Source organism: Arthrobacter sp. SW1 (assembly GCF_001766675.1).
Lineage (GTDB): Bacteria > Actinomycetota > Actinomycetes > Actinomycetales > Micrococcaceae > Arthrobacter.
Genome location: NZ_MJLT01000034.1, coordinates 285222 through 304337 on the forward strand (window position 1 = coordinate 285222; position 19116 = coordinate 304337).

The window sequence follows — 19116 nt, forward strand, 5'->3', positions numbered from 1 at the left end:
GCAACATCAGGAGGGACGCCATGGGGCAAGCGTTGCGAATCCAGGAAGATGCAGCCGTCGCAGAACTTGCGTCGGTGAAATACCGCTCACGGGAAGTCCCGGGCGATTGGTACGTGGATCCGGCAGATCCCGCCGCGGCGGAACGGTACCTCGAAGCGACAAGGGAGTCGCTGGAAGACCAGGCCACCGCGCTGCTGGCCGAACACGAAGCGCAGGAGAACGAATCCCTGCTCGGCGACGACGACGCCGCGGACGGGCTCGACGACCCGCCCATGGAACTCCACCGGCCTTCCGGCGTCCCGGCCCAGCCGCTGTGGATCGGGCTCCCGGGTCTGGCCGACTATGACGACGAGGGTGAGCTCGGCTGGCAGGGTGACGCGCTCTGTGCCCAGACCGACCCCGAAGCATTCTTCCCCGAAAAAGGCGGGTCAACCCGCGACGCGAAGAAGGTCTGCGGTGCGTGCAACGTCCGCGCGCAGTGCCTTGAATACGCACTCGCCAACGACGAACGGTTTGGCATCTGGGGCGGCCTCTCAGAGCGGGAGCGCCGGCGGTTGAGGAAGCGAGCGGTCTGATTCTCGAAGCGGTACACGTTACTGCCGTTGTGGTCTCCCACAACGGTGCTGGCTATCTCCCCAGGACCCTGGCGGCTCTGCTGGACCAAACCCGTCCGGCAGATGCCGCCATTGGCGTTGATACAGGATCACGCGACAAGTCGGCGGCACTGCTGGAGCGTGCGCTCGGCGCGGCCAATGTCACGTCCTTCGCCCAGTCCAAGCCGGGCTTCGGCGCGGCAGTCAAGGCCGGCCTCGCGGCCCTGGCCCCCGGGAAGGGGTCACCTTCGGAGTGGATCTGGTTGCTGCATGACGACGCCGCGCCCGCGCCGGACGCCCTCGCGGAGCTCCTGACCGCCGTCGAGCGCGCACCGTCGGTGACCGTTGCAGGCTGCAAGCAGCTCGACCGCGACGCCGAACGGCGGCTTATCGACGTAGGTCTCTCCACCAGCCGCTGGGCCGAGCGGCTCACCTTGATCGATGCCGATGAGCTTGACCAGGGCCAGTACGACGGGCGCTCGGACACCTTCGCGGTGAATTCCGCCGGCATGCTGGTGCGCCGCGACGTCTGGGAACAGCTGCAGGGCTTCGACCCGGCGCTGCCCGGCGTCGGGGACGACGTCGACCTGTGCTGGCGGAACTGGCTTGCCGGAAACCGCGTGGTGGTGGTTCCGTCCGCCCGCATGTACCACGTGGACGGCCGGCCCGAGGCCTTGGCCAACCCGGTGGCCGCCCGTAAAGCGCAGGTCCACCTGCGCCTGAAGCACTGCCCGGCGTGGGCGGTGCCGCTGCACGCCGTCGGCGCACTGCTGGGCGGGCTGCTCCGCTTTATCCTGAGCGTCCTGGTCAAGGAACCCGGGCGCGGCCTCGGCCAGCTCGGGGCCACCCTTGCCGCGCTGGTGCGGCCCGCGGCCCTTTTCCGCAGCCGCCGCGTCGCGGCACGGAGCCGCAAAGTGCGCCGTTCGGTGGTCCATGGCCTGCAGACACCCCGCCGTGAAGTCTGGGCGCACCGGCGCTCCCTGGTCGAGGCAGTGGGCGTCGAGGAAGACGACGACACCTCGCCGGAACGCCTGTCTGCCGATCTCTTGCACAGTGAACCCAACGGCGACGCCGGAGACGACTTCGCGGCCCTGGCCACGAAGGAACGCGGCTGGATCGGGACCGGTGCCATCGCCGCTGCGTTCCTCGCCTTGGCCGCCTCCGTGGCGGGCCTGCTTGGTTTGTTCGGTGCGCCGGCGGTCACCGGCGGCGGGCTGCTTCCGCTGTCTCCGGACCCTGCCGCAATCTGGCGCACGGCGTCCAGCTGGTGGATCAGCCTCGGCGCCGGCTTGCCTGGCCGCGGGGATCCGTTCGGCTACGTGCTCTGGCTGCTGTCCGGCCTTGCGGGCGGGGACGCCAACACCGCGATGCTTTGGATCCTCCTCCTGGCAATGCCGCTCTCCGCGCTCGGCGCTTGGTTCGCCGCGGGCGCCTTGACCGGCCTTCGCCGCTTCCGCTTTGCCGCGGCGCTGCTGTGGGCCGCCGCTCCCGCGCTCCAGGTAGCGCTGAACCAAGGCCGCGCCGGCGCCCTCCTGGCGCACGTCATGATGCCGCTGTTGGTGCTGGCCTTGCTGCGTGCCACGGGCTCAGCGCGGGGCCGGGGCGCCTCCGCCGTCAAGAAGCAGGCCGCCCGTGACGCCGCGGCCGGCAAGGTCCCGGCCGCCGGGAACATGCCAGGCAAGCCAGGCAGCAACGGCACCCCGTCCTGGACGGCCGCGGCAGCCGGTGGCCTGGTGCTGGCCGTCATTACTGCCAGCGCCCCGTCGCTGTTCCTTCCGTTGGTGCTCCTGGTGGTGTTCTGCGGTGTGGTCCTGGGCCGCCGTGGCCGGACGGTGTGGTGGGCGCTCCTGCCGTCGCTGGCATTGTTCCTGCCGTTTGCCCTCTCCACCCTGGACAGGCCGCGCGCCCTGCTGGCCGATCCGGGCGTGCCGCTCGCTTCCGATGCCGCCCCGCTGTGGCAGCAGCTGCTGGGCCAGCCCTTGGAGTTCGCGCCCGACGGCGGCCTGGCGAACCTGCCGCTGTTCGTTTCCGGGGGTGTGCCCTGGGCTTTGTTGCTGTCCCTGCTGATCGGGTTGCCGGTGCTGCTGCTTGCAGTCACCGCCCTGTTCGTTCCGGGCCGCAGGACCCGGGTAACCCGGATGTTGTGGCTTGCTGCCTTGCTGTTGTTGGCGTGGTCCTGGCTCGCCGGGCACATTGCCACCTCGTTGTCCGGCAACATGCTCGTGGTGCCCTTCAGCGGGCCTGCGGTGTCCGCCGCGGCCTGTGCGTTGCTCGGCGCGGCCCTGCTGGGGGCCGAAAACCTGCACCGTTTCGCCGCAGGTCCGCGCGCCGGTGCGCCAGGCCCGGCGTTGCGTTGGGTTTCCGGCGTGGTGACCGTCCTGCTGGTGGCCGGCCCGCTGGCCGGAATGACCGTGTGGGCGGCGCAGAACGCGCTGCCCGACCTCGACGGCGGGTACACCGCCGGTGCCTTGGGCACACCCAGGCTGTTGCAGCCGGCTCCCGACAGGACGCTGCCGGCGACCGCCGTCGACCATGGCCTGGGCCCGGAACGCAGCAACACCCTGGTGATCAGCGCCGACGACAAGGGCGGCTACTCCTCGTCCCTTATGCGCGGCGCCGGAACCACCCTCGACTCGCTGTCCGCGATTGCCGCGGCGCAGCAGATCAGCGGCGCTCCCGGCCGTGAAATGATCCGCAGCGACGATGACGCCACGGCCGCGATCCGCACCGCCGTGGCAACCATCGTGGCCGGCACCGGGGTGGACCCGCGTCCGGAGCTGGAACAACTCGGCGTCGGATTCGTGGTCCTCAAGGCGAGCGACAGCGCCGCCGAATTGACCGCCAACCGGATCGACGCGGTTCCAGGCCTGGTCGCCGTCGGGGAAACCAACGCCGGATGGCTGTGGCGGATCACTCCGCTCAGCACCGCTGCTGCGCAGGACGCCGAGACGGCGCACCGGGCGCGGATCATCGACAGCAAGGGCGCGGTGACTGCGCTCCTGCCGTCGTCCGGAAACAACGTGGACGCCACCATCCCCAACGGCTCCGAAGGACGCAAGGTGGTCCTCTCCGAACGCCTCGGCCAGGGCTGGACCGCGTGGCTGGATGGCCGGCGCCTCACCGCCACCAATGATGGCTGGGCGCAGGCCTTCACTTTGCCCGCCCGCGGCGGAGACCTTGAAATCCGTTATGCCAGCCCTTGGGAGCCATGGCTCGGCCTCCTGCAGATCCTCGTGGTCGGCCTGACGGCGCTGCTGGCAATTCCGATGCCGGCTCGGCGCCCCAAGCCTGTCAGGGCCGCAGCCGCCCGCACCACGACGGCAGCCGCAACGGATGAAACCTCCCCTTCCAAGGAGCACAGCAGTGTCTAAGGACAACACCAGCGAAGCCGGAGCGTCCCCGAAGGACATTCCCGATCCCAAGGGTGCGGGCACCGTAGGCGGGCCGGACCGCAAAGCGCGGGTGCGTGACGCCGCCGCGAAGGCCGGCCGGAAGCGCCGCGGCCGGGGGATCCTCGGCGGGGTATTGTCTGCCGCGGTCCTCCTTGCCGGAGGAGCGGGCGTGGTCGCAGCCTCGGCAATGCTGCCTGCAGCGCCCGGCAGCCGCGCCGTCGAAGCAGGCCTTACGGACGTTCCGGCAGGACGCAACACCATGGTGTGCCCCGGCCCTGCCGTCCTCCCGGACGGCGCCGCGACGGGCACTGATGCCCAGTTCAGCCCGGTATCCCGCACGGCGCGGACCATGCTGGACGCCTTGGTGCTGAGCGATGCCTCGGGCAGCCTGCCCGACAGCAAGGTGGCAGCCCTTGACGGCAGCAACAGCAAGGTAGTGTCGCAGGCGCCGGAGAAGAAGCCGGCTCCCGCGCCCGGCCCGCCCGTCCTCACCGGGGCGGCAGTTTCGCAATCCACGAACCGGACCATGATGCTGGACGCCGAACCGACCGAAGAACAGCAGGCCGCAACTGCCGCCGTCGGAAGCTACTCGGCCAGCGACGGCGACCTGCGCGGACTGGCCGCCGCCCAATGCCAACAACCGTCCAACGACTTCTGGGTGCTCGGCGCGAACACGACCGTTGGACGCACCGCGCTGCTGAACCTGAGCAACGCCTCCGGAACCCCGGCCACGGTCAACTTGGAACTTTTCGGCTCAAAGGGCAGGATCCAGTCGCCGGGAAGCCGCGGACTGCTGGTTCCCCCGGGAAGCAGCCGCACCATCAACCTGGCCGGCCTCGCCCCGCAGGAGGAGCACCTGTCGCTGCACGTGCGCAGCAGCGGAGGCCCGGTGGCGGCCACCGTCCAGCAAAGCGTGCTGCGCGGACTGACCCCGGGCGGCGTGGAACACCTCGCCCCCGGCGCGCCTCCGGCCGAGACCCAGGTGATGACCGGCGTGGAGATCCAGGACGCCAAGGCGTTGCGCGAGCTTGCATCCCAGGACGGCTTCTCGGACGCTGTGCCCGCGCTCGAAATCACGGTGCCGGGGGCGGTCGATGCAATCGTGGACGTCAAGCTTTTCGGCCCCAACGGCCAGCGCGCCCTGCCGGGTGGCGGAGCTGTGACCGTCAAAGCGGGATCCGTCACCGAGTTGCCCCTCAGCGGGGTTCCCGGCGGCACCTACACCGTAAGCGTGACAGCGGACGTTCCGGTGGCCGCCGCGGCGCGCACCGTCCGCGGACTGAAACCGGGGTCTCCCGGCGAATTTGCCTGGTCCCCGGCGGCCGTCCGGCTGGGCAGCCAGCACCTGCTCGCCGTGCCACAGGACGGGTGGCGCTTCCTGAGCTTCGGCGTGCCGGAGGGCCGCGCCACCGTCACCTACACGCCGGTCACCGTTGACGGGAAAACCGGCAAGGCGTCCACCGTTGACATCGCGGGAGGCACGACGGCGGTCGTGGACATCCAGGCGCCAGCCAAGGGACCCGCCGTGGCCGGCTACATTGTGAGCGCCTCCGGCGACCCGGCCTACGGTGCCTTGATCGTGGGCCGCAACGGAGAGCCGGGAGTTTCCGTCATAGGTATCCAGCAAGGAGCGCTGGGGCATGAGAAAGTCGCGGTAACGCTGGGGTACTGAGCCGCGGAGGTACTGGGCCGCCCGTTTCCGGCCTGCCTGGTCCGGTACCGCCGTTTGCTACTGGTAGCGGCGGCGGTACACCGGATCCAGGGTTTCCGGGGGTACACCGAGGTATTCGGCCGTGTACTCCACCACGACGTCATGGATGAGGTCCTGCAGTTCGTCCCGGCCACCGGCATTGTGTTCCACGACGCGCCGGTAGACCGTAATGAGGGGACCCTCGCCGCGGGATCCACGGGTGCAGGCACCCAGCGGGGCGTCCGCGCCTTCTGCGACAAGCTGCTCCAGGTTGGGCGGGATCTCCTCCACGGCGAACGAAACACCGGTGAGCTGCTGCCCCCACATGTCCTGGAGCCGCTCGGCCGAGTCGAGGACCATATCGTCAAAGCGTTCAGCCCGGGTCCGGTACCCGGGCAAGGTGGGAAGCATGACTTCGCCGCGCTGGCCCCGGCCGTGGCGGTTCCGCCGGCGCTGCCTGAAGCTGCGCACCGGAGCGGCGGACGAAGTGCCGCCCGCTGTGTCCAGGCTGATCGTGAAGCCCGGACCGTGGTGCTGTGACTGCATATATCGACTGTAATACTCTCTTGGCCCCCGGACATCCACCCGCACGACATCACGCATCCACTGCGGCCAATGCGCGGCCTGCCGCCGCCCACGCGCTAATCTGGGATGTTGTGGGTGCTATTCGCCAGTGTTCCAGGTCCGCCTGCCGCCAGTCCGCGGTGGCTACGTTGACGTACGTCTATGCCGAATCCACGGCGGTGCTCGGGCCCCTGGCCATGTATGCCGAGCCGCACTCCTACGACCTCTGTACCCAGCACGCCGACTCCCTCACGGTGCCCCGCGGTTGGGAAGTCCTCCGCCTGGCCATGCCCTCCACTCCACCCGAGCCCGGCCCGGACGACCTGCTCGCCCTCGCGAACGCCGTCCGCGAAGCTGCCGCGGCACAGGAAGCGCCCGAACAGCGCACCGCGCGGCCCGCCGTCGAAGCCCCTGTGGTTGAAGGTGCGCGCCGCGGGCATCTGCGCATCCTGCGGGAGCTTCCCGAAGCGTAAAAGCGATCGTTGCGTCGTTGCCGGGCTGTACGCTGGAAGCTGCACATCCGGTCCGCCACCGGCACCATCAGACGGTGCCAGCCAGGGAGCTACAACCATGCCAAAGGTCAGTCCTGAACTGTTGTCCATTCTGCGTTGCCCGGTCACCGGCTCCGCGCTGGTGCAGGAGGGCGAAGAACTGGTAGCGACGGAAGCGGATGCGACGGGCAGCAAGCCCCGCTACACCATCCAGGACGGCATCCCGCTGCTGCTGCCGCCGGAACTCCTGGCCGCAGCCGGCTCGGCGTCATCGGACCAGCACGACGCCGGGCGCAAAGCCTGAGCACCCAGCACCAGACACCGCCGCACGTTCCATCCAAAGGACACCCATGACTTTCGACTTCAAGGTTGCCGACCTTTCCCTGGCCGAGGCCGGCCGCCACCAGATCCGCCTCGCCGAACACGAAATGCCGGGCCTGATGTCCCTGCGTGCCGAATTCGGCCCCAGCCAGCCCCTTAAGGGCTCCCGGATCGCAGGCTCCCTGCACATGACCGTGCAGACCGCAGTGCTGATCGAAACCCTCACCGCCCTCGGCGCCGAGGTCCGTTGGGCCTCCTGCAACATCTTCTCCACCCAGGACGAAGCCGCCGCCGCCGTCGTCGTCGGCAAGGGCACCGTGGAGGACCCGCAGGGTGTTCCCGTCTTCGCCTGGAAGGGTGAAACGCTGGAGGAATACTGGTGGACCGCCGAGCAGATCCTCACCTGGCCGGGTGCCGACCAGGACCCTGAGCTCGGCCCGAACATGATCCTCGACGACGGCGGCGACGCCACGCTGCTGCTGCACAAGGGCGTCGAATTCGAAGCTGCCGGCGCCGTGCCGGAAGCCACCGCGGACGACCCCGAAGAGTACGCCCTGATCCTCGGCGTGCTCCGCGCCTCCCTGGCGAAGGACCCGCAGAAGTGGACCCGGATCGCCGCCGGCATCCGCGGCGTCACGGAAGAGACCACCACCGGCGTGCACCGCCTCTACCAGCTGGCCGAACAGGGCAAGCTGCTCTTCCCGGCCATCAATGTCAACGACTCCGTCACCAAGAGCAAGTTCGACAACAAATACGGCATCCGCCACTCCCTGCCGGACGGCCTCAACCGCGCCACGGATGTCCTCATCGGCGGCAAGGTCGCCGTCGTCTGCGGTTACGGCGATGTCGGCAAGGGCGCGGCTGAAGCACTGCGCGGCCAGGGCGCCCGCGTGATCGTCACCGAAATCGACCCGATCTGCGCCCTGCAGGCCGCCATGGACGGCTACCAGGTGGCGCGCCTGGAAACCGTGCTGGAACAGGGCGATATCTTCATCACCACCACGGGCAACAAGGACGTCATCATGGCCGAGGACATGGTGCGCATGAAGAACAAGGCAATCGTGGGCAACATCGGCCACTTCGACAACGAAATCGACATGGCGGGCCTGGCCAAGGTCGCCGGCGTCAAGAAGGTCGAGATCAAGCCCCAGGTCCACGAATGGGTCTTCGACGCCGGAACGGACGCCGAGCGCTCGATCATCGTGCTTTCCGAAGGCCGCCTGCTGAACCTTGGCAACGCCACGGGCCACCCGTCCTTCGTGATGAGCAACTCCTTCGCGAACCAGACCATCGCCCAGATCGAGCTGTGGACCAAGCGGGACCAGTCCGAAGGCGAACGCGAGTACGAAAACCAGGTCTACGTGCTTCCGAAGATCCTGGACGAGAAGGTGGCCCGCCTGCACCTTGGTGCCCTCGGCGTCGAGCTGACCGAACTCAGCAAGGAACAGGCCGCCTACCTCGACCTGGATGTCGCCGGCCCGTACAAGCCGGACCACTACCGCTACTAAGGCCACGCGGTCGAAAACTCCAGCACGGTGCGGTGTGCGTCTTGCACACCGCACCGTGCTGTATGCCGCCTCCGGCGCGGCTAGAATTATCTGGTTACTTTGACAGGCCCGATTCCATACCGGCCTGCACTTGGGGAGTGGAGACCGAACATGCGGGACAAGGCACAACGCCGTACCGGAAAAATCCTGGCGATCACCGCCATCTGCGCCGCGGTCGCGGCCGGTGGAATCGGCGTCGCCACGGCGCCGTCCTGGCTTGACCGCGCCCCCGAATCGGAAGCCGGATCACCGCAGCGCAGCGAGGTCGGGCTCGCTTCCGCCGTCGTCAAGGCCGTCGAACTCGGAATTACGCCCCTGGACGGCGCGCGCGAAGTCAATCCCGCCGTCGGACCGTCCGTGAAGGCTGTCAACGGCACGGTGAGGGACGTCGTCCTGGCTCCCGCGGCAGGCGGAACACCGGTCAAGGGCACCGTCAGCGAGGACGGCAGCACCTGGAGCACCCTTGAGCCGTTGAAGTTCAACACCAAGTACAGCTACTCCTTCACGGTGGTGGACGGCGCCGGCCGCGAAACGAAGAAGACCCAGACTTTTACCACCGTCTCCACCCCCAACGAAGCCGACGCCTCCGTGTACCCGCAGGATGGCTCGGTGATCGGCTCCGGCCAGCCGATCGAAATCAACTTCAGCGAACCAGTCCTGAACAAGGCCGCCATGGAGAAGATCGTGAAGATCTCCGTCTCCTCCAAGCAGAAGGTGGCCTGGCGCTGGTATTCGGACCAGAAGGTCCGCATCCGCCCCGAGAAGTTCTGGGCTTCCGGCACCAAGGTCACGGTCGACATGCCGCTGTTCGGCAAGGACTTCGGCAACGGCATGATCGGCAACGGCAACTTCAAGGTTTCCTTCACCACCGGGCCACAGCGCGTGGCCGTGGTTGATGACACCACCAAGACCATGAAGGTGTACTTCGACGGCCAGCTGGTCCGCACCGCGCCTGTCACCCTGGGCAGCCCGGACTGGCTCTCGCCCACGGGCTACGCCGTGATCATGGAGCAGGAGCGCTACTCGAAGTTCAACGCCGGCAGCATCGGCCTCAAGCCGGGGGACAAGGGCTACTACCCGCCGCTGACCGTTGAGCACGCCAACCGCCTCACCAACTCCGGTGTCTACGTGCACCAGGCCTTGCCCTCGGCCTACCGCGCCGTGGGCGTGAGCAACGTGTCCCACGGTTGCGTGGGCCTGCTTCCCGCCGACGCCGCGTGGTTCTTCAACAACATGAAGCCCGGCGACCTGGTGCAGGTGCTCAACACGGGAGCCCCCGTAGTGGAACCGCTGGAAGGCTTCGGCGACTGGAACATCCCCTGGGCTTCGTACGCCCAGCGCTGAGCGCCTAGCTGCTGTACGGCATCTTCGCCAGGCGTTCCCCGATACGCCTGCTGCGTTCGCCCGCCCGCGCGAGCCGCGCCAACTCCCGGTTCCGGCGTTCGCCGAGCACCGCCCAGATGTAGTCCTCGGGGAGCGTTCCGGGCGGCGGCGGGGGAGCCACATGTGAGGACAGTTCCGCGGCGAGCGACGTACCCATGGCGACGCGCGACGCCGGAGCCATCCTGGGTGCCTGCTGCACGAATTGCGCCGCCCGCCGGGCGGTTGTGTCCGGGATTCTGCCGATATCCGCCAGCGCGGCCCAGCCCTGCAGGTACGGCGGGGCGACCGGATAGACCTTTGCTTCCGCCGCCACCCGCTGGCGGAGGGAATAAGTCCCGGCCATGATGTCGCCCAGTCGCTTCGACTTGTCGTTGAAGAGGGCCACGCCGACGGCCAGGCCGCCGAACGTCAGGTAGATCTCGAGGAAGCCGATGACGCCGCGGATCACGGCGTGCCGGAAGCGGATGGACCCTCCGTCGTCGCGCACGATCCGCAGTCCGACGGCGAGCTTGCCGAGGGAGCGGCCCCGGCTCAGGGTCTCCACGGCCACCGGCACAATGACCAGGCAGAGCACCACGCTGGAGAGGACCATGGCCCGGCCGGCGGCTTCGTCGACGTCCGGGAGCACGCTGAACATCAGGACGAGGATGCCGACCAGGAGCAGGTAATGGACCAGCATGTCCAGCGCCAGGCCAAGGCCACGGGCGGCAAATGATGCCGGGCGCAGTTCAAGGACCACTGCCTCGCCGGTGATGATGGAACTCATGGTGCCCCCAAAGTGCGATTCCTCTGTTGTACCGAGTCTAGGCTGCGTGGTGGAAAGCCTGGACGTGGTGTACGAAGCGGGGTGGAGCCGGCGGGGATAGGGTAGTGCCGTGGATATGGATGCCTTCGCTGCGGTGCACTCGGCCACGTGGGCGCGCCTGCATGGGCTCGCGCATCAGCGGCGGCTGAGCGGGGACGAAGCCGATGAGCTCCTGAAGCTGTACCAGGAAGCGTCATCGCACCTTTCGCTGATCCGTTCCGTGGCGCCGGAAAGCGCAGTGTCTGCGTCCCTCTCGGCGGCACTGGCACAGGCCCGGACCCGTTTCACGGGTGCCCGCTCCAACTTCATGGAAGACCTGGCCATGTTCTTCGTGGTCTCCCTTCCGGCCGCCTTCTACCGGCTGCGCTGGCTCACGGTGTGGTGCGGGGTCTTCTTCTGCCTTGTCACCGCGGCGTACGCATTCTGGATCGGGACTTCGCCGGAGGCCCTGCGCGCCGTGGGAAGCAACGCCAGGGTGCAGCAGTACGTGGACGAAGACTTCATCGACTATTACTCGGAAAATCCCGCAGCCTCCTTCGCCGGAGCGGTCTGGACCAACAATGCCTGGATTGCGGCGCAGGCCGTGGCCTTCGGCATTACGGGGTTCTGGGTGCCGATGATCCTGGTGGCCAACGCCCAGGGCCTGGGCATCGCGGCCGGGCTCTTCACCGCCACCGGCAAGTTGGACGTGTTCTTCAGCTACATCCTGCCGCACGGCCTCATGGAAATGACGGCGGTCTTCATTGCTTCCGCGGCCGGGCTGAAGATTTTCTGGGCCATCGTGTCGCCCGGGCCGAGACGCCGCCTCCAGGCCGTGGCGGACGAAGGCCGTTCCCTGATCACCGTGGCCTTGGGACTGGTGATGGTGCTGTTTGTCTCAGGCCTGGTGGAGGCATTCGTAACGCCGAGCCCCTTGCCGGTGTGGGCCAAGGTAGCCATCGGTGCGCTGGTGCTCGCAGCCTATTGGGCCTACACCTTGGTCCTGGGCAGACGGGCCGTCCGTGCCGGGGCCACCGGTGACCTCGACAGCAGGGACGCCGGCTACCGAGCCATCGCCGCCTGACCTCGTATTCCGTTTCCGCCGGGGTGGCTCACGGACTGTGCGCAGGGGCTGACGGTAGGCTCGAACACAGTGAAATATTGCCGGCGCCCCCAGTGTCCCGGCATGCGAACCCGACGGAAGTGAAGCGACGTGAGTGACAAAAACCCGAACCCCGGCAATCCCGACGTGGATATCAACGACGACGGCGAGCCGGCTTTCGAGTGGATGAAGCCGGCAGCCGCCAAGACGACGCCGGAGAAAACGCCGTCTGGGCCCTCTCTCGAGGGCAAGCCCGCCGCGAAGGATAAGGCCACCACGGAAGAGGCCCCGGCGGAAAAGCCCGCAAAGTCCGACGCCGGCGCGGCCGGCGCCGTTAGCGGCACTGCCGTTCCCGCCTCCGCTGCCGCCGCCCCGGCGGGAAAGCAGCCGGAAAGCCGCGCCGACCGCAAAGCCGCAGAGGCTGCGGAGTCCACCCCGGAACCGGCGCTGTTCGCGGAACCGCTTCCGACGTCGGCCCTCCAGGTCCGGCCGCCGGAAGCCGAGGTGGAACGCCGCAATGCCGAACGTGAGCAGGCGGCCAATGCCAAGCCGGTAACGCCGCGCATCTTCCAGGTGCTCCTGGCCGTGTTCTATCCGGTGGTGCTGCTGGTCCTGGCCATCCGGGCCGTCACCAGCCCGCTCTTCCTTTGGGTGGAGTACAACCGTCCGGGTTTCCCTGGCGACGGATACGGTTTCAGCACCGATGACCGCATGACCTACGGCTCCTACGCGGTGGACTACCTGAGCAACTGGTCCGGTTCGCGCTACCTCGGCGAGCTGGTGCACGAGGACGGCGCCAAGCTGTTCAAGGACAGCGAAGTGGCACACATGGCGGACGTGAAGCTCGTGATGCTCTCGGCGTTCGCGGCCGCGGCGCTGATGGTGTTGATCGGCGTCATCGGCATGCTGTACCTGCGCAGGAAGAGCACCGGGGGCATCCGCCGCGGGCTCTTCGCCGGTTCGCTGGCAACGCTGGTGCTCATCATCGCGCTCGGCACCCTTGGCGTGCTCGGCTGGCAGCAGTTCTTCACCGCGTTCCACCAGGTGTTTTTCGCCAACGGCACTTGGACCTTCGCCCTGGATGACACCCTGATCCGCCTGTTCCCGGGCCAGTTCTGGATGGACGCGGGAATCGCGATCGCCGGGCTGGTGTTCCTGGCGTCGCTCCTTACGCTGATCTTCACCTGGCCCACGCGCCGCCGCCGCGGCCTGCCGCCCCGCAAGGGTGCAGCTGCGGCTGGGCCTTCGGAGACGAAGGACGACAAGGCCGCGGATGCGAACACCAAGGACGGCGTGAAGGCCTAGGCCCTAAATCCAGGACGGCATCCACATGCGCATGCGCCAGTCCTGGTAGCCGATGGTCTCCGCCGTCCACACGGGATAGAAATACGCGGACACCAGGACGGCGAGCACCAGGATCAACGCCACGAGGTACAGCCCGGAAAGCCTGCGCCATTGCGGGTCTCCGGGCTTGCCCAGGATGCGGCCCAGGCAGTACGTCTGGGCCAGGATCAGGAACGGTTCGAAGGACAGCGCGTAGAAGAAGAACATGGTGCGTTCCGGATACATGAACCACGGCAGGTATCCGGCCGCGACGCCGGCCAGGATGGCTCCGGCGCGCCAATCGCGGCGGCCGATCCACCAGAAGAGCAGGGCCGCCAGGGCGATCGTGGCACCCCACCAGATCACCGGGTTGCCCACCGAGAGCACCGCCGTGGTGCAGCTGGGCAGTTCGCAGCCGGCGGTGCCCTGCTTGGGGGATTCGTAGAAGAACGAGGTGGGACGGCCCATCACCAGCCAGCTCCAGGGGCTGGACTCGTATGGGTGGTCCGAGCCGAGTCCCTGATGGAACTTGTACGCCTCCAGATGGTAGTGGGCCAGGGAGCGCAGGGGCGCAGGAATCCAGTCCCAGCCCGAGGCCGGCTGCTTCTCGGCCCAGCCACGGAAGTACGCTCCCGTGGACTGCAACCAGCCGGTCCAGGTGGCGAGGTACACCAGGGCCGCCGTCGGGATCATGGTGAGGAACGCGGGAACGCCGTCCTTGAGCACGGCGGCACTGCCCCAGCTGCGGATGCCCGCAATGCGGCGGGCGTTCATGTCCCAGAAGACGGTGAGCAGGCCGAACACGGCCACGAAGGCCAGTGCAGACCATTTCACCCCGACCGCCAAACCTAGGCACACGCCCGCCACGAGGCGCCACCAGCGCATGCCAAGGAACGGACCGGCCACAAGCGCGGTCGCGGGCGGGGAACCGTTGCGGTACAAGGCGGCGAGCCTCGCCGCCAAGCGGCGCCGGCCGTCGTCGCGGTCCATCAGCAGCGCGCCGAAGGCGGCAAGCACCCAGAACATCAGGAAGATGTCCAGGATGGCCGTGCGGGACATCACCAGGTGGTGCCCGTCGATCGCCAGCAGCAGGCCGGCCACTCCGCCCAGCACGTGGGAACGGAACAGCTTCAAGGCAATGAGGGTGACCAGGAAGACGGAGAGCGTTCCGGTCAGGGCCGCGGCGAAGCGCCAGCCGAAGGAGCTTTCCGGCCCAAAGAGAGCCATGCCCCAGGCGATCATCCACTTGCCAAGCGGCGGGTGGACAACGTATTCGGCAGTGTCGAGCGGCAGCACGGGGTGGCCTGCCTTGAAGGAGTCGTTGGCCTTCTCCGGCCAGTTGCGTTCGTAACCGCTCAGCAGGTAGGAGTAGGCGTCCTTGACGTAGTAGGTTTCGTCAAACACCAGGCTCTGCGGGGTGCCCAGCCGGACAAAGCGCAGGATTCCGGCGATCGCCGTGGTGATCACCGGCGTCAACCAGAACCACAGACGCAACGACGGCGGATAGTCCCGCCAGCTTTGGATCCCGCCGATCAGCCGGGCCCGGAAGGCCTCTGCGGTGAAGGCTCCGGCGGGCCGCACCAGCCACGTCCGGGAGGCGGGGCGCACGGAGGTCTCAGTCACCTGCCCATGCTACCGTCGCGGGCCGGGGATGCCGGGCGGGGAAAACCCGGAGTTTTCTGGAAGACTGTCCGCCATGTCGCAGAAGGTGCACCGAGGCATCCACCATGGAATTCCCACGTATTCGCTCAAGGGCGGAGGACCGTGCAACGGGAAGCTGCATTTCGGCGTCGGCATGCGGGACGAGCCCGCTGTGCTGGCCGGGATCACCCACCTGGTGGAGCATGTCCTGCTCCGCATGGTCCAGCCGCAGACGGTGCTCTACGGCGGGACGACGGATACGGAGTCCGTGGAGTTCTGGGCGAGCGGGGAGCCGGGGGATGTCGCGGCCTTCCTCAACGCGATTGCTGCCGCTGTATGCCGCTTCCAGGGCCTACCCGCAGAGGACATTGAGCTGGAGAAGGTGGTGATCCATGCCGAGGACCCCGACAAATTCCGGGCGGTATCGAGCGGGCTGTACGGCTACCGTTTCGGAGCCGCGGACCTCGGAAACGCGCACTTCGGTGCGCCGGGTACACAAAGCCTCGACCGTTCGGAGGTGCTCTCCTGGGCGCAGCAATGGTTCGTTGCGGAGAACGCGGCGCTCACGTTTACCGGTGAGATACCGGAGTCCTTGAACGTGACGCTGCCGTCAGGCCGAGCGCCCGAACGGACCCCGGCAGTGCCGCTCCTCAAGGAGCCGACGCTGGTGGTCTCCCGGAAGGACGGCGTGGCCCTGTCCCTGCTGGTGCCCGATGCCGACGCCGGCATGCTTGCGGAAGCGCTCCGCTATGAACTGCTTGACCGGCTGCGCCATGATCGCGGGCTGATCTACTCAGTGGTGGACTTCCAGGCGCCGGTGGACGCCGACACGGTGCAGCTGGACCTCATCCTGGATCCGACGGCGTCGAACATCCTCACAGCCTTCGACGCCGCAACCGCGGCCCTCCATGACATCGCCCGTAACGGTTTCAGCGGGGAAGCACTGGATTACGCCCGCAAGGCCCGCACCTCCGAGCTGGAGTATGGACGGTCCGTGCCCGGTTGGCACCTTGACCGGCTGGCCGTGCGCGGATTGCGCGGCTGGAGCACGCCCGGCCTGAAAACGGTCATCCGGCACACGGAATCGACGACGGCGGACAGCATGTCCGCCTCTCTCGCGGCAAGCATGGGAAGCCTCGTGGTCGCCGTCGCCGGCTACGCCAAACCCCGCAGGAAGCACGCCGCCGCGCACGGGCTGGCGCTGGACCGGTTCCGGATCTGGCAGGACACGGACACCACCGGTCCCGATGGCCACCGCGTCTGGCGCGCCAAGGAGTCGGAAGCGGTCCTATGGCTCACACCGGAACGCCTTACGAAGCAGGACGGCAAAGGTGCCAAGGCAGTCGCCCTTGCGGACATCGTGCTGGTGGGTGACCGCAGCTGCGGCTGCATCTGCCTGCTGGACCGCTACGGCCGAAGCACGGAATTCGATTCCGGCGAATGGTCCAAGGGTAAGAGCCTGCGCAAGGCGCTGCTGGGAGCCTTCCCCGGAGAAACCGTCCGCGCCTTCCCGGAAGACTAGTTCGCGAGGGCTCCGATCCGAGCGAAGCGAGGATTGGGAGCGGACTAGTCGCTAGGGCCGGGAGCCGGTAGGCGGCGCCCGGCCTGCCGCGGTGCAAAGTACGCTTGGTCAGGTGAGTGAAGAAGCACAGCCCCGGGCCGACGTCGACGATTCCGCCACGGAAGGGACGCTTGACGCAAGCCTCCTCCCGGAGATCCCCGGCGGGGGCCGGATCGTCCTGGCGGCCACGCCCATCGGCAACGTGGGCGACGCTTCCAGCCGCCTCGTCGAACTCCTCCAGACCGCCCACATCATCGCCGCCGAGGACACCCGCCGCCTCCACCGCCTGGTGCACGCCCTCGGCATCGAAACCACCGGCCGCGTCATCAGCTATCACGAGCACAACGAAGCCACCAAGACCGCGGACCTGATCGAACAGGTCCAGGCCGGCAAGACCATCCTGATGGTCAGTGACGCCGGCATGCCTGCCGTGTCCGACCCCGGCTTCCGCCTGGTCGAGGCGGCCGTGGCGGCCGGCCTGTTCGTCACCGCCGTGCCGGGCCCCTCCGCCGTACTGACCGCGCTCGCGCTCTCCGGCCTGCCCACCGACCGTTTCTGCTTCGAAGGCTTCCTGCCGCGCAAGGCGGGGGAGCGCAGCTCCCGGCTGGCGGAGCTCGACGGCGAACGCCGCACCATGGTGTTCTTTGAAGCACCGCACCGCCTCGAAGCCATGCTCCGCGCCCTCCACGAACGCTTCGGCGGCGAACGGCGGATCGCCGTCTGCCGCGAACTGACCAAGACCTACGAGGAAGTCCTGCGCGGCACCGTCCACGAACTCCTCGAATGGGCGGAGAAGAACGAAGTCCGCGGCGAAATCGCCGTGGTGGTGGAAGGCGCACCCGAAAAAGCGCCCGGCGCCCCGGAAGACCACGTGGCCGCCGTCAACGAGCTCGTCGCCCAAGGAATCAGGCTCAAGGAAGCCGTTGCCGCCGTCGCCGAGGAAGCCCGCGTCAGCAAGCGCGAGCTCTACTCTGCCGTGCTCGCAGCGCGTTAAGGCTGTGCCCGCGGCGCGCTGACGCAGCCCGGCGGCAGGCTGTGCAAATGCACAGAGACCAAGGCCACCGGCAGTGCGTGAAGGCGTAGACACTCTTTTGGCGGCGGCAGTACCGTGGCAGTAATCCCCGCGATAATGCGACCCACGTAACACCAAGGGTTGGTGCATTTCTCCAAATCCACCGACTGACGAAGGAGTCACTGTGACTATCACCGCCGAGCGCGAAGCAGAACTGCTCGCCAAGGTCCCCACCGGTCTGTTCATCAACGGTGAATGGCGTGACGCCTCCACCGGCAAGACCTTCGACGTCGAAGACCCCGCTACCGGCAAGGTCCTCCTGAGCATCGCCGACGGCACCAGCGACGACGCCATGGCAGCCCTGGACGCCGCCGATGCCGCACAGGCTTCCTGGGCCCGCACCGCCCCGCGTGAGCGCGCTGAAATCCTGCGCCGCGCCTTTGAACTCGTTACCGAGCGCGCCGAAGACTTCGCCCTCCTGATGACCCTCGAAATGGGCAAGCCCCTGGCCGAAGCCCGCGGCGAGGTCACCTACGGTGCTGAATTCCTGCGCTGGTTCTCCGAAGAGACCGTCCGCGACTACGGCCGCTACCTCACCACCCCCGAGGGCAAGAACAAGATCCTCGTCCAGCGCAAGCCCGTTGGCCCCTGCCTGCTGATCACCCCGTGGAACTTCCCGCTGGCCATGGCCACCCGCAAGATCGCCCCGGCCATCGCCGCCGGCTGCACCATGGTCATCAAGCCCGCCAAGTTCACCCCGTTGACCACCCAGCTCTTCGTCGCCACCCTGGTCGAGGCAGGCGTGCCGGCCGGCGTCGTCAACGTGGTGTCCTCCTCCAGCGCTTCCTCCATCTCCGGCCCGATCATGAAGGACTCCCGCCTCCGCAAGGTCTCCTTCACCGGTTCCACCGCCGTGGGCAAGCGCCTCATCGCCGACGCCGCCAACAACGTGCTGCGCACCTCCATGGAACTGGGCGGCAACGCGCCGTTCATCGTCTTCGAAGACGCCGACCTGGACAAGGCCGTCGAAGGCGCCATGGCCGCCAAGATGCGCAACATGGGCGAAGCCTGCACCGCAGCCAACCGCTTCCTGGTCCACGAATCCGTGGCCGAGGAGTTCACCGCCAAGTTCGCCGCAGCCATGGGCGCCCTGACCACCGGCCGCGGCACCGAGGACACCTCCAAGGTGGGCCCGCTCATCGACTCCGGCGCCCGCGACGATGTCCACGCCCTGGTCGAGGCCGCAGTCGCACAGGGTGCCACGGTTGCCACCGGCGGCGGCCCCGTGGACGGCGACGGCTACTTCTACGCCCCCACGGTCCTGGCGAACGTCCCGAACGACGCCGACATCCTCGGTTCGGAAATCTTCGGCCCGGTGGCCCCCGTGACCACCTTCGCCACTGAAGAACAGGCCATCAAGCTCGCCAACGCCAGCGAATACGGCCTGGCCTCCTACCTCTACACCCGCGACTACGCACGGATGTTCCGCGTGGCCGAGCAGATCGAGTTCGGCATGGTCGGCTTCAACGCCGGTGTCATCTCGAACGCCGCGGCTCCGTTCGGTGGCGTCAAGCAGTCCGGCCTGGGCCGTGAAGGCGGCGCCGAGGGCATCGCCGAATACACCACCACCCAGTACATCGGCATCGCCGACCCGTACGCGGTCTGACATCTCCTCACGCGCAACAACGCGGGGGCCGGGTACCGAGGTGGTA

Annotated in this window: 15 protein-coding genes; 12 read left to right on the plus strand and 3 right to left on the minus strand. The window is 67.9% G+C overall.

Features of this window, described 5'->3' with window-relative positions:
* Window positions 1–20 precede the first annotated feature (20 nt).
* From BIU82_RS20175 to BIU82_RS13165, 3 genes are read left to right on the plus strand one after another with little or no spacing between them, the layout of a single operon-like run.
* Entirely contained in the window at window positions 21–575 is a 555-nt protein-coding gene (locus tag BIU82_RS20175) for a WhiB family transcriptional regulator (protein ID WP_070349896.1), read from the plus strand.
* The gene (locus BIU82_RS13160) at window positions 575–3964 is read left to right on the plus strand and encodes a glycosyltransferase (protein ID WP_070349897.1); all 3390 of its coding nucleotides are present in this window, start codon (window positions 575–577) and stop codon (window positions 3962–3964) included. The genes BIU82_RS20175 and BIU82_RS13160 overlap by 1 nt, the downstream gene beginning before the upstream one ends.
* A complete protein-coding gene (locus BIU82_RS13165) occupies window positions 3957–5657 on the plus strand; it encodes a DUF5719 family protein (RefSeq protein WP_070349898.1) in 1701 nt (566 codons plus the stop codon). Before BIU82_RS13160 ends, BIU82_RS13165 begins: the two co-directional genes overlap by 8 nt.
* A 57-nt stretch (window positions 5658–5714) precedes the next feature.
* Here BIU82_RS13165 and BIU82_RS13170 read toward each other — a convergent pair whose 3' ends face one another.
* Window positions 5715–6221: a metallopeptidase family protein gene (locus BIU82_RS13170; RefSeq protein WP_070349899.1), complete on the minus strand. Its 507-nt coding sequence runs from the start codon at window positions 6219–6221 to the stop codon at window positions 5715–5717.
* Between the two features lie 110 nt (window positions 6222–6331).
* On the opposite strand from BIU82_RS13170, the gene BIU82_RS13175 reads away from it, so the two are divergent.
* From BIU82_RS13175 to BIU82_RS13190, 4 genes are all read left to right on the plus strand, one after another.
* The gene (locus BIU82_RS13175; protein ID WP_070349900.1) at window positions 6332–6712 is read left to right on the plus strand and encodes a DUF3499 domain-containing protein; all 381 of its coding nucleotides are present in this window, start codon (window positions 6332–6334) and stop codon (window positions 6710–6712) included.
* 97 nt (window positions 6713–6809) lie between these two features.
* Complete coding sequence (locus tag BIU82_RS13180) at window positions 6810–7034, plus strand: hypothetical protein (protein ID WP_070349901.1); 225 nt, start codon at window positions 6810–6812, stop codon at window positions 7032–7034.
* Between the two features lie 46 nt (window positions 7035–7080).
* Window positions 7081–8559 carry an adenosylhomocysteinase gene (gene ahcY / locus BIU82_RS13185; RefSeq protein ID WP_070349902.1) on the plus strand — a complete coding sequence of 493 codons (1479 nt, stop codon included), beginning with the start codon at window positions 7081–7083 and terminating at the stop codon, window positions 8557–8559.
* Between the two features lie 150 nt (window positions 8560–8709).
* Window positions 8710–9942 (plus strand): Ig-like domain-containing protein, encoded by a 1233-nt coding sequence (locus tag BIU82_RS13190; RefSeq protein WP_070349903.1) that lies wholly within the window; start codon window positions 8710–8712, stop codon window positions 9940–9942.
* A gap of 4 nt (window positions 9943–9946) precedes the next feature.
* Here BIU82_RS13190 and BIU82_RS13195 read toward each other — a convergent pair whose 3' ends face one another.
* Window positions 9947–10747: an RDD family protein gene (locus BIU82_RS13195; protein ID WP_070349904.1), complete on the minus strand. Its 801-nt coding sequence runs from the start codon at window positions 10745–10747 to the stop codon at window positions 9947–9949.
* Between the two features lie 109 nt (window positions 10748–10856).
* Here BIU82_RS13195 and BIU82_RS13200 point away from each other — a divergent pair, with 109 nt between their 5' ends.
* On the plus strand, window positions 10857–11849 hold the full coding sequence (locus BIU82_RS13200) for a stage II sporulation protein M (protein ID WP_216099020.1): 993 nt from the start codon (window positions 10857–10859) through the stop codon (window positions 11847–11849).
* A gap of 129 nt (window positions 11850–11978) precedes the next feature.
* Window positions 11979–13172 (plus strand): TIGR01906 family membrane protein, encoded by a 1194-nt coding sequence (locus BIU82_RS13205; protein ID WP_253182776.1) that lies wholly within the window; start codon window positions 11979–11981, stop codon window positions 13170–13172.
* A 3-nt stretch (window positions 13173–13175) separates the two neighbouring features.
* Here the strand turns inward: BIU82_RS13205 and BIU82_RS13210 are convergent, their stop codons facing one another.
* Window positions 13176–14813, minus strand: coding sequence for a phospholipid carrier-dependent glycosyltransferase (locus BIU82_RS13210; RefSeq protein ID WP_070349906.1), 1638 nt, complete (start codon window positions 14811–14813; stop codon window positions 13176–13178).
* A gap of 73 nt (window positions 14814–14886) precedes the next feature.
* Here BIU82_RS13210 and BIU82_RS13215 point away from each other — a divergent pair, with 73 nt between their 5' ends.
* From BIU82_RS13215 to BIU82_RS13225, 3 genes are all read left to right on the plus strand, one after another.
* Window positions 14887–16353, plus strand: coding sequence for an insulinase family protein (locus BIU82_RS13215; protein WP_070349907.1), 1467 nt, complete (start codon window positions 14887–14889; stop codon window positions 16351–16353).
* 193 nt (window positions 16354–16546) lie between these two features.
* Window positions 16547–17386: a 16S rRNA (cytidine(1402)-2'-O)-methyltransferase gene (gene rsmI / locus BIU82_RS13220; RefSeq protein ID WP_070349951.1), complete on the plus strand. Its 840-nt coding sequence runs from the start codon at window positions 16547–16549 to the stop codon at window positions 17384–17386.
* Window positions 17387–17588: 202 nt separating this feature from the next.
* Window positions 17589–19070 (plus strand): NAD-dependent succinate-semialdehyde dehydrogenase, encoded by a 1482-nt coding sequence (locus BIU82_RS13225; RefSeq protein ID WP_070349908.1) that lies wholly within the window; start codon window positions 17589–17591, stop codon window positions 19068–19070.
* Window positions 19071–19116 lie beyond the last annotated feature (46 nt).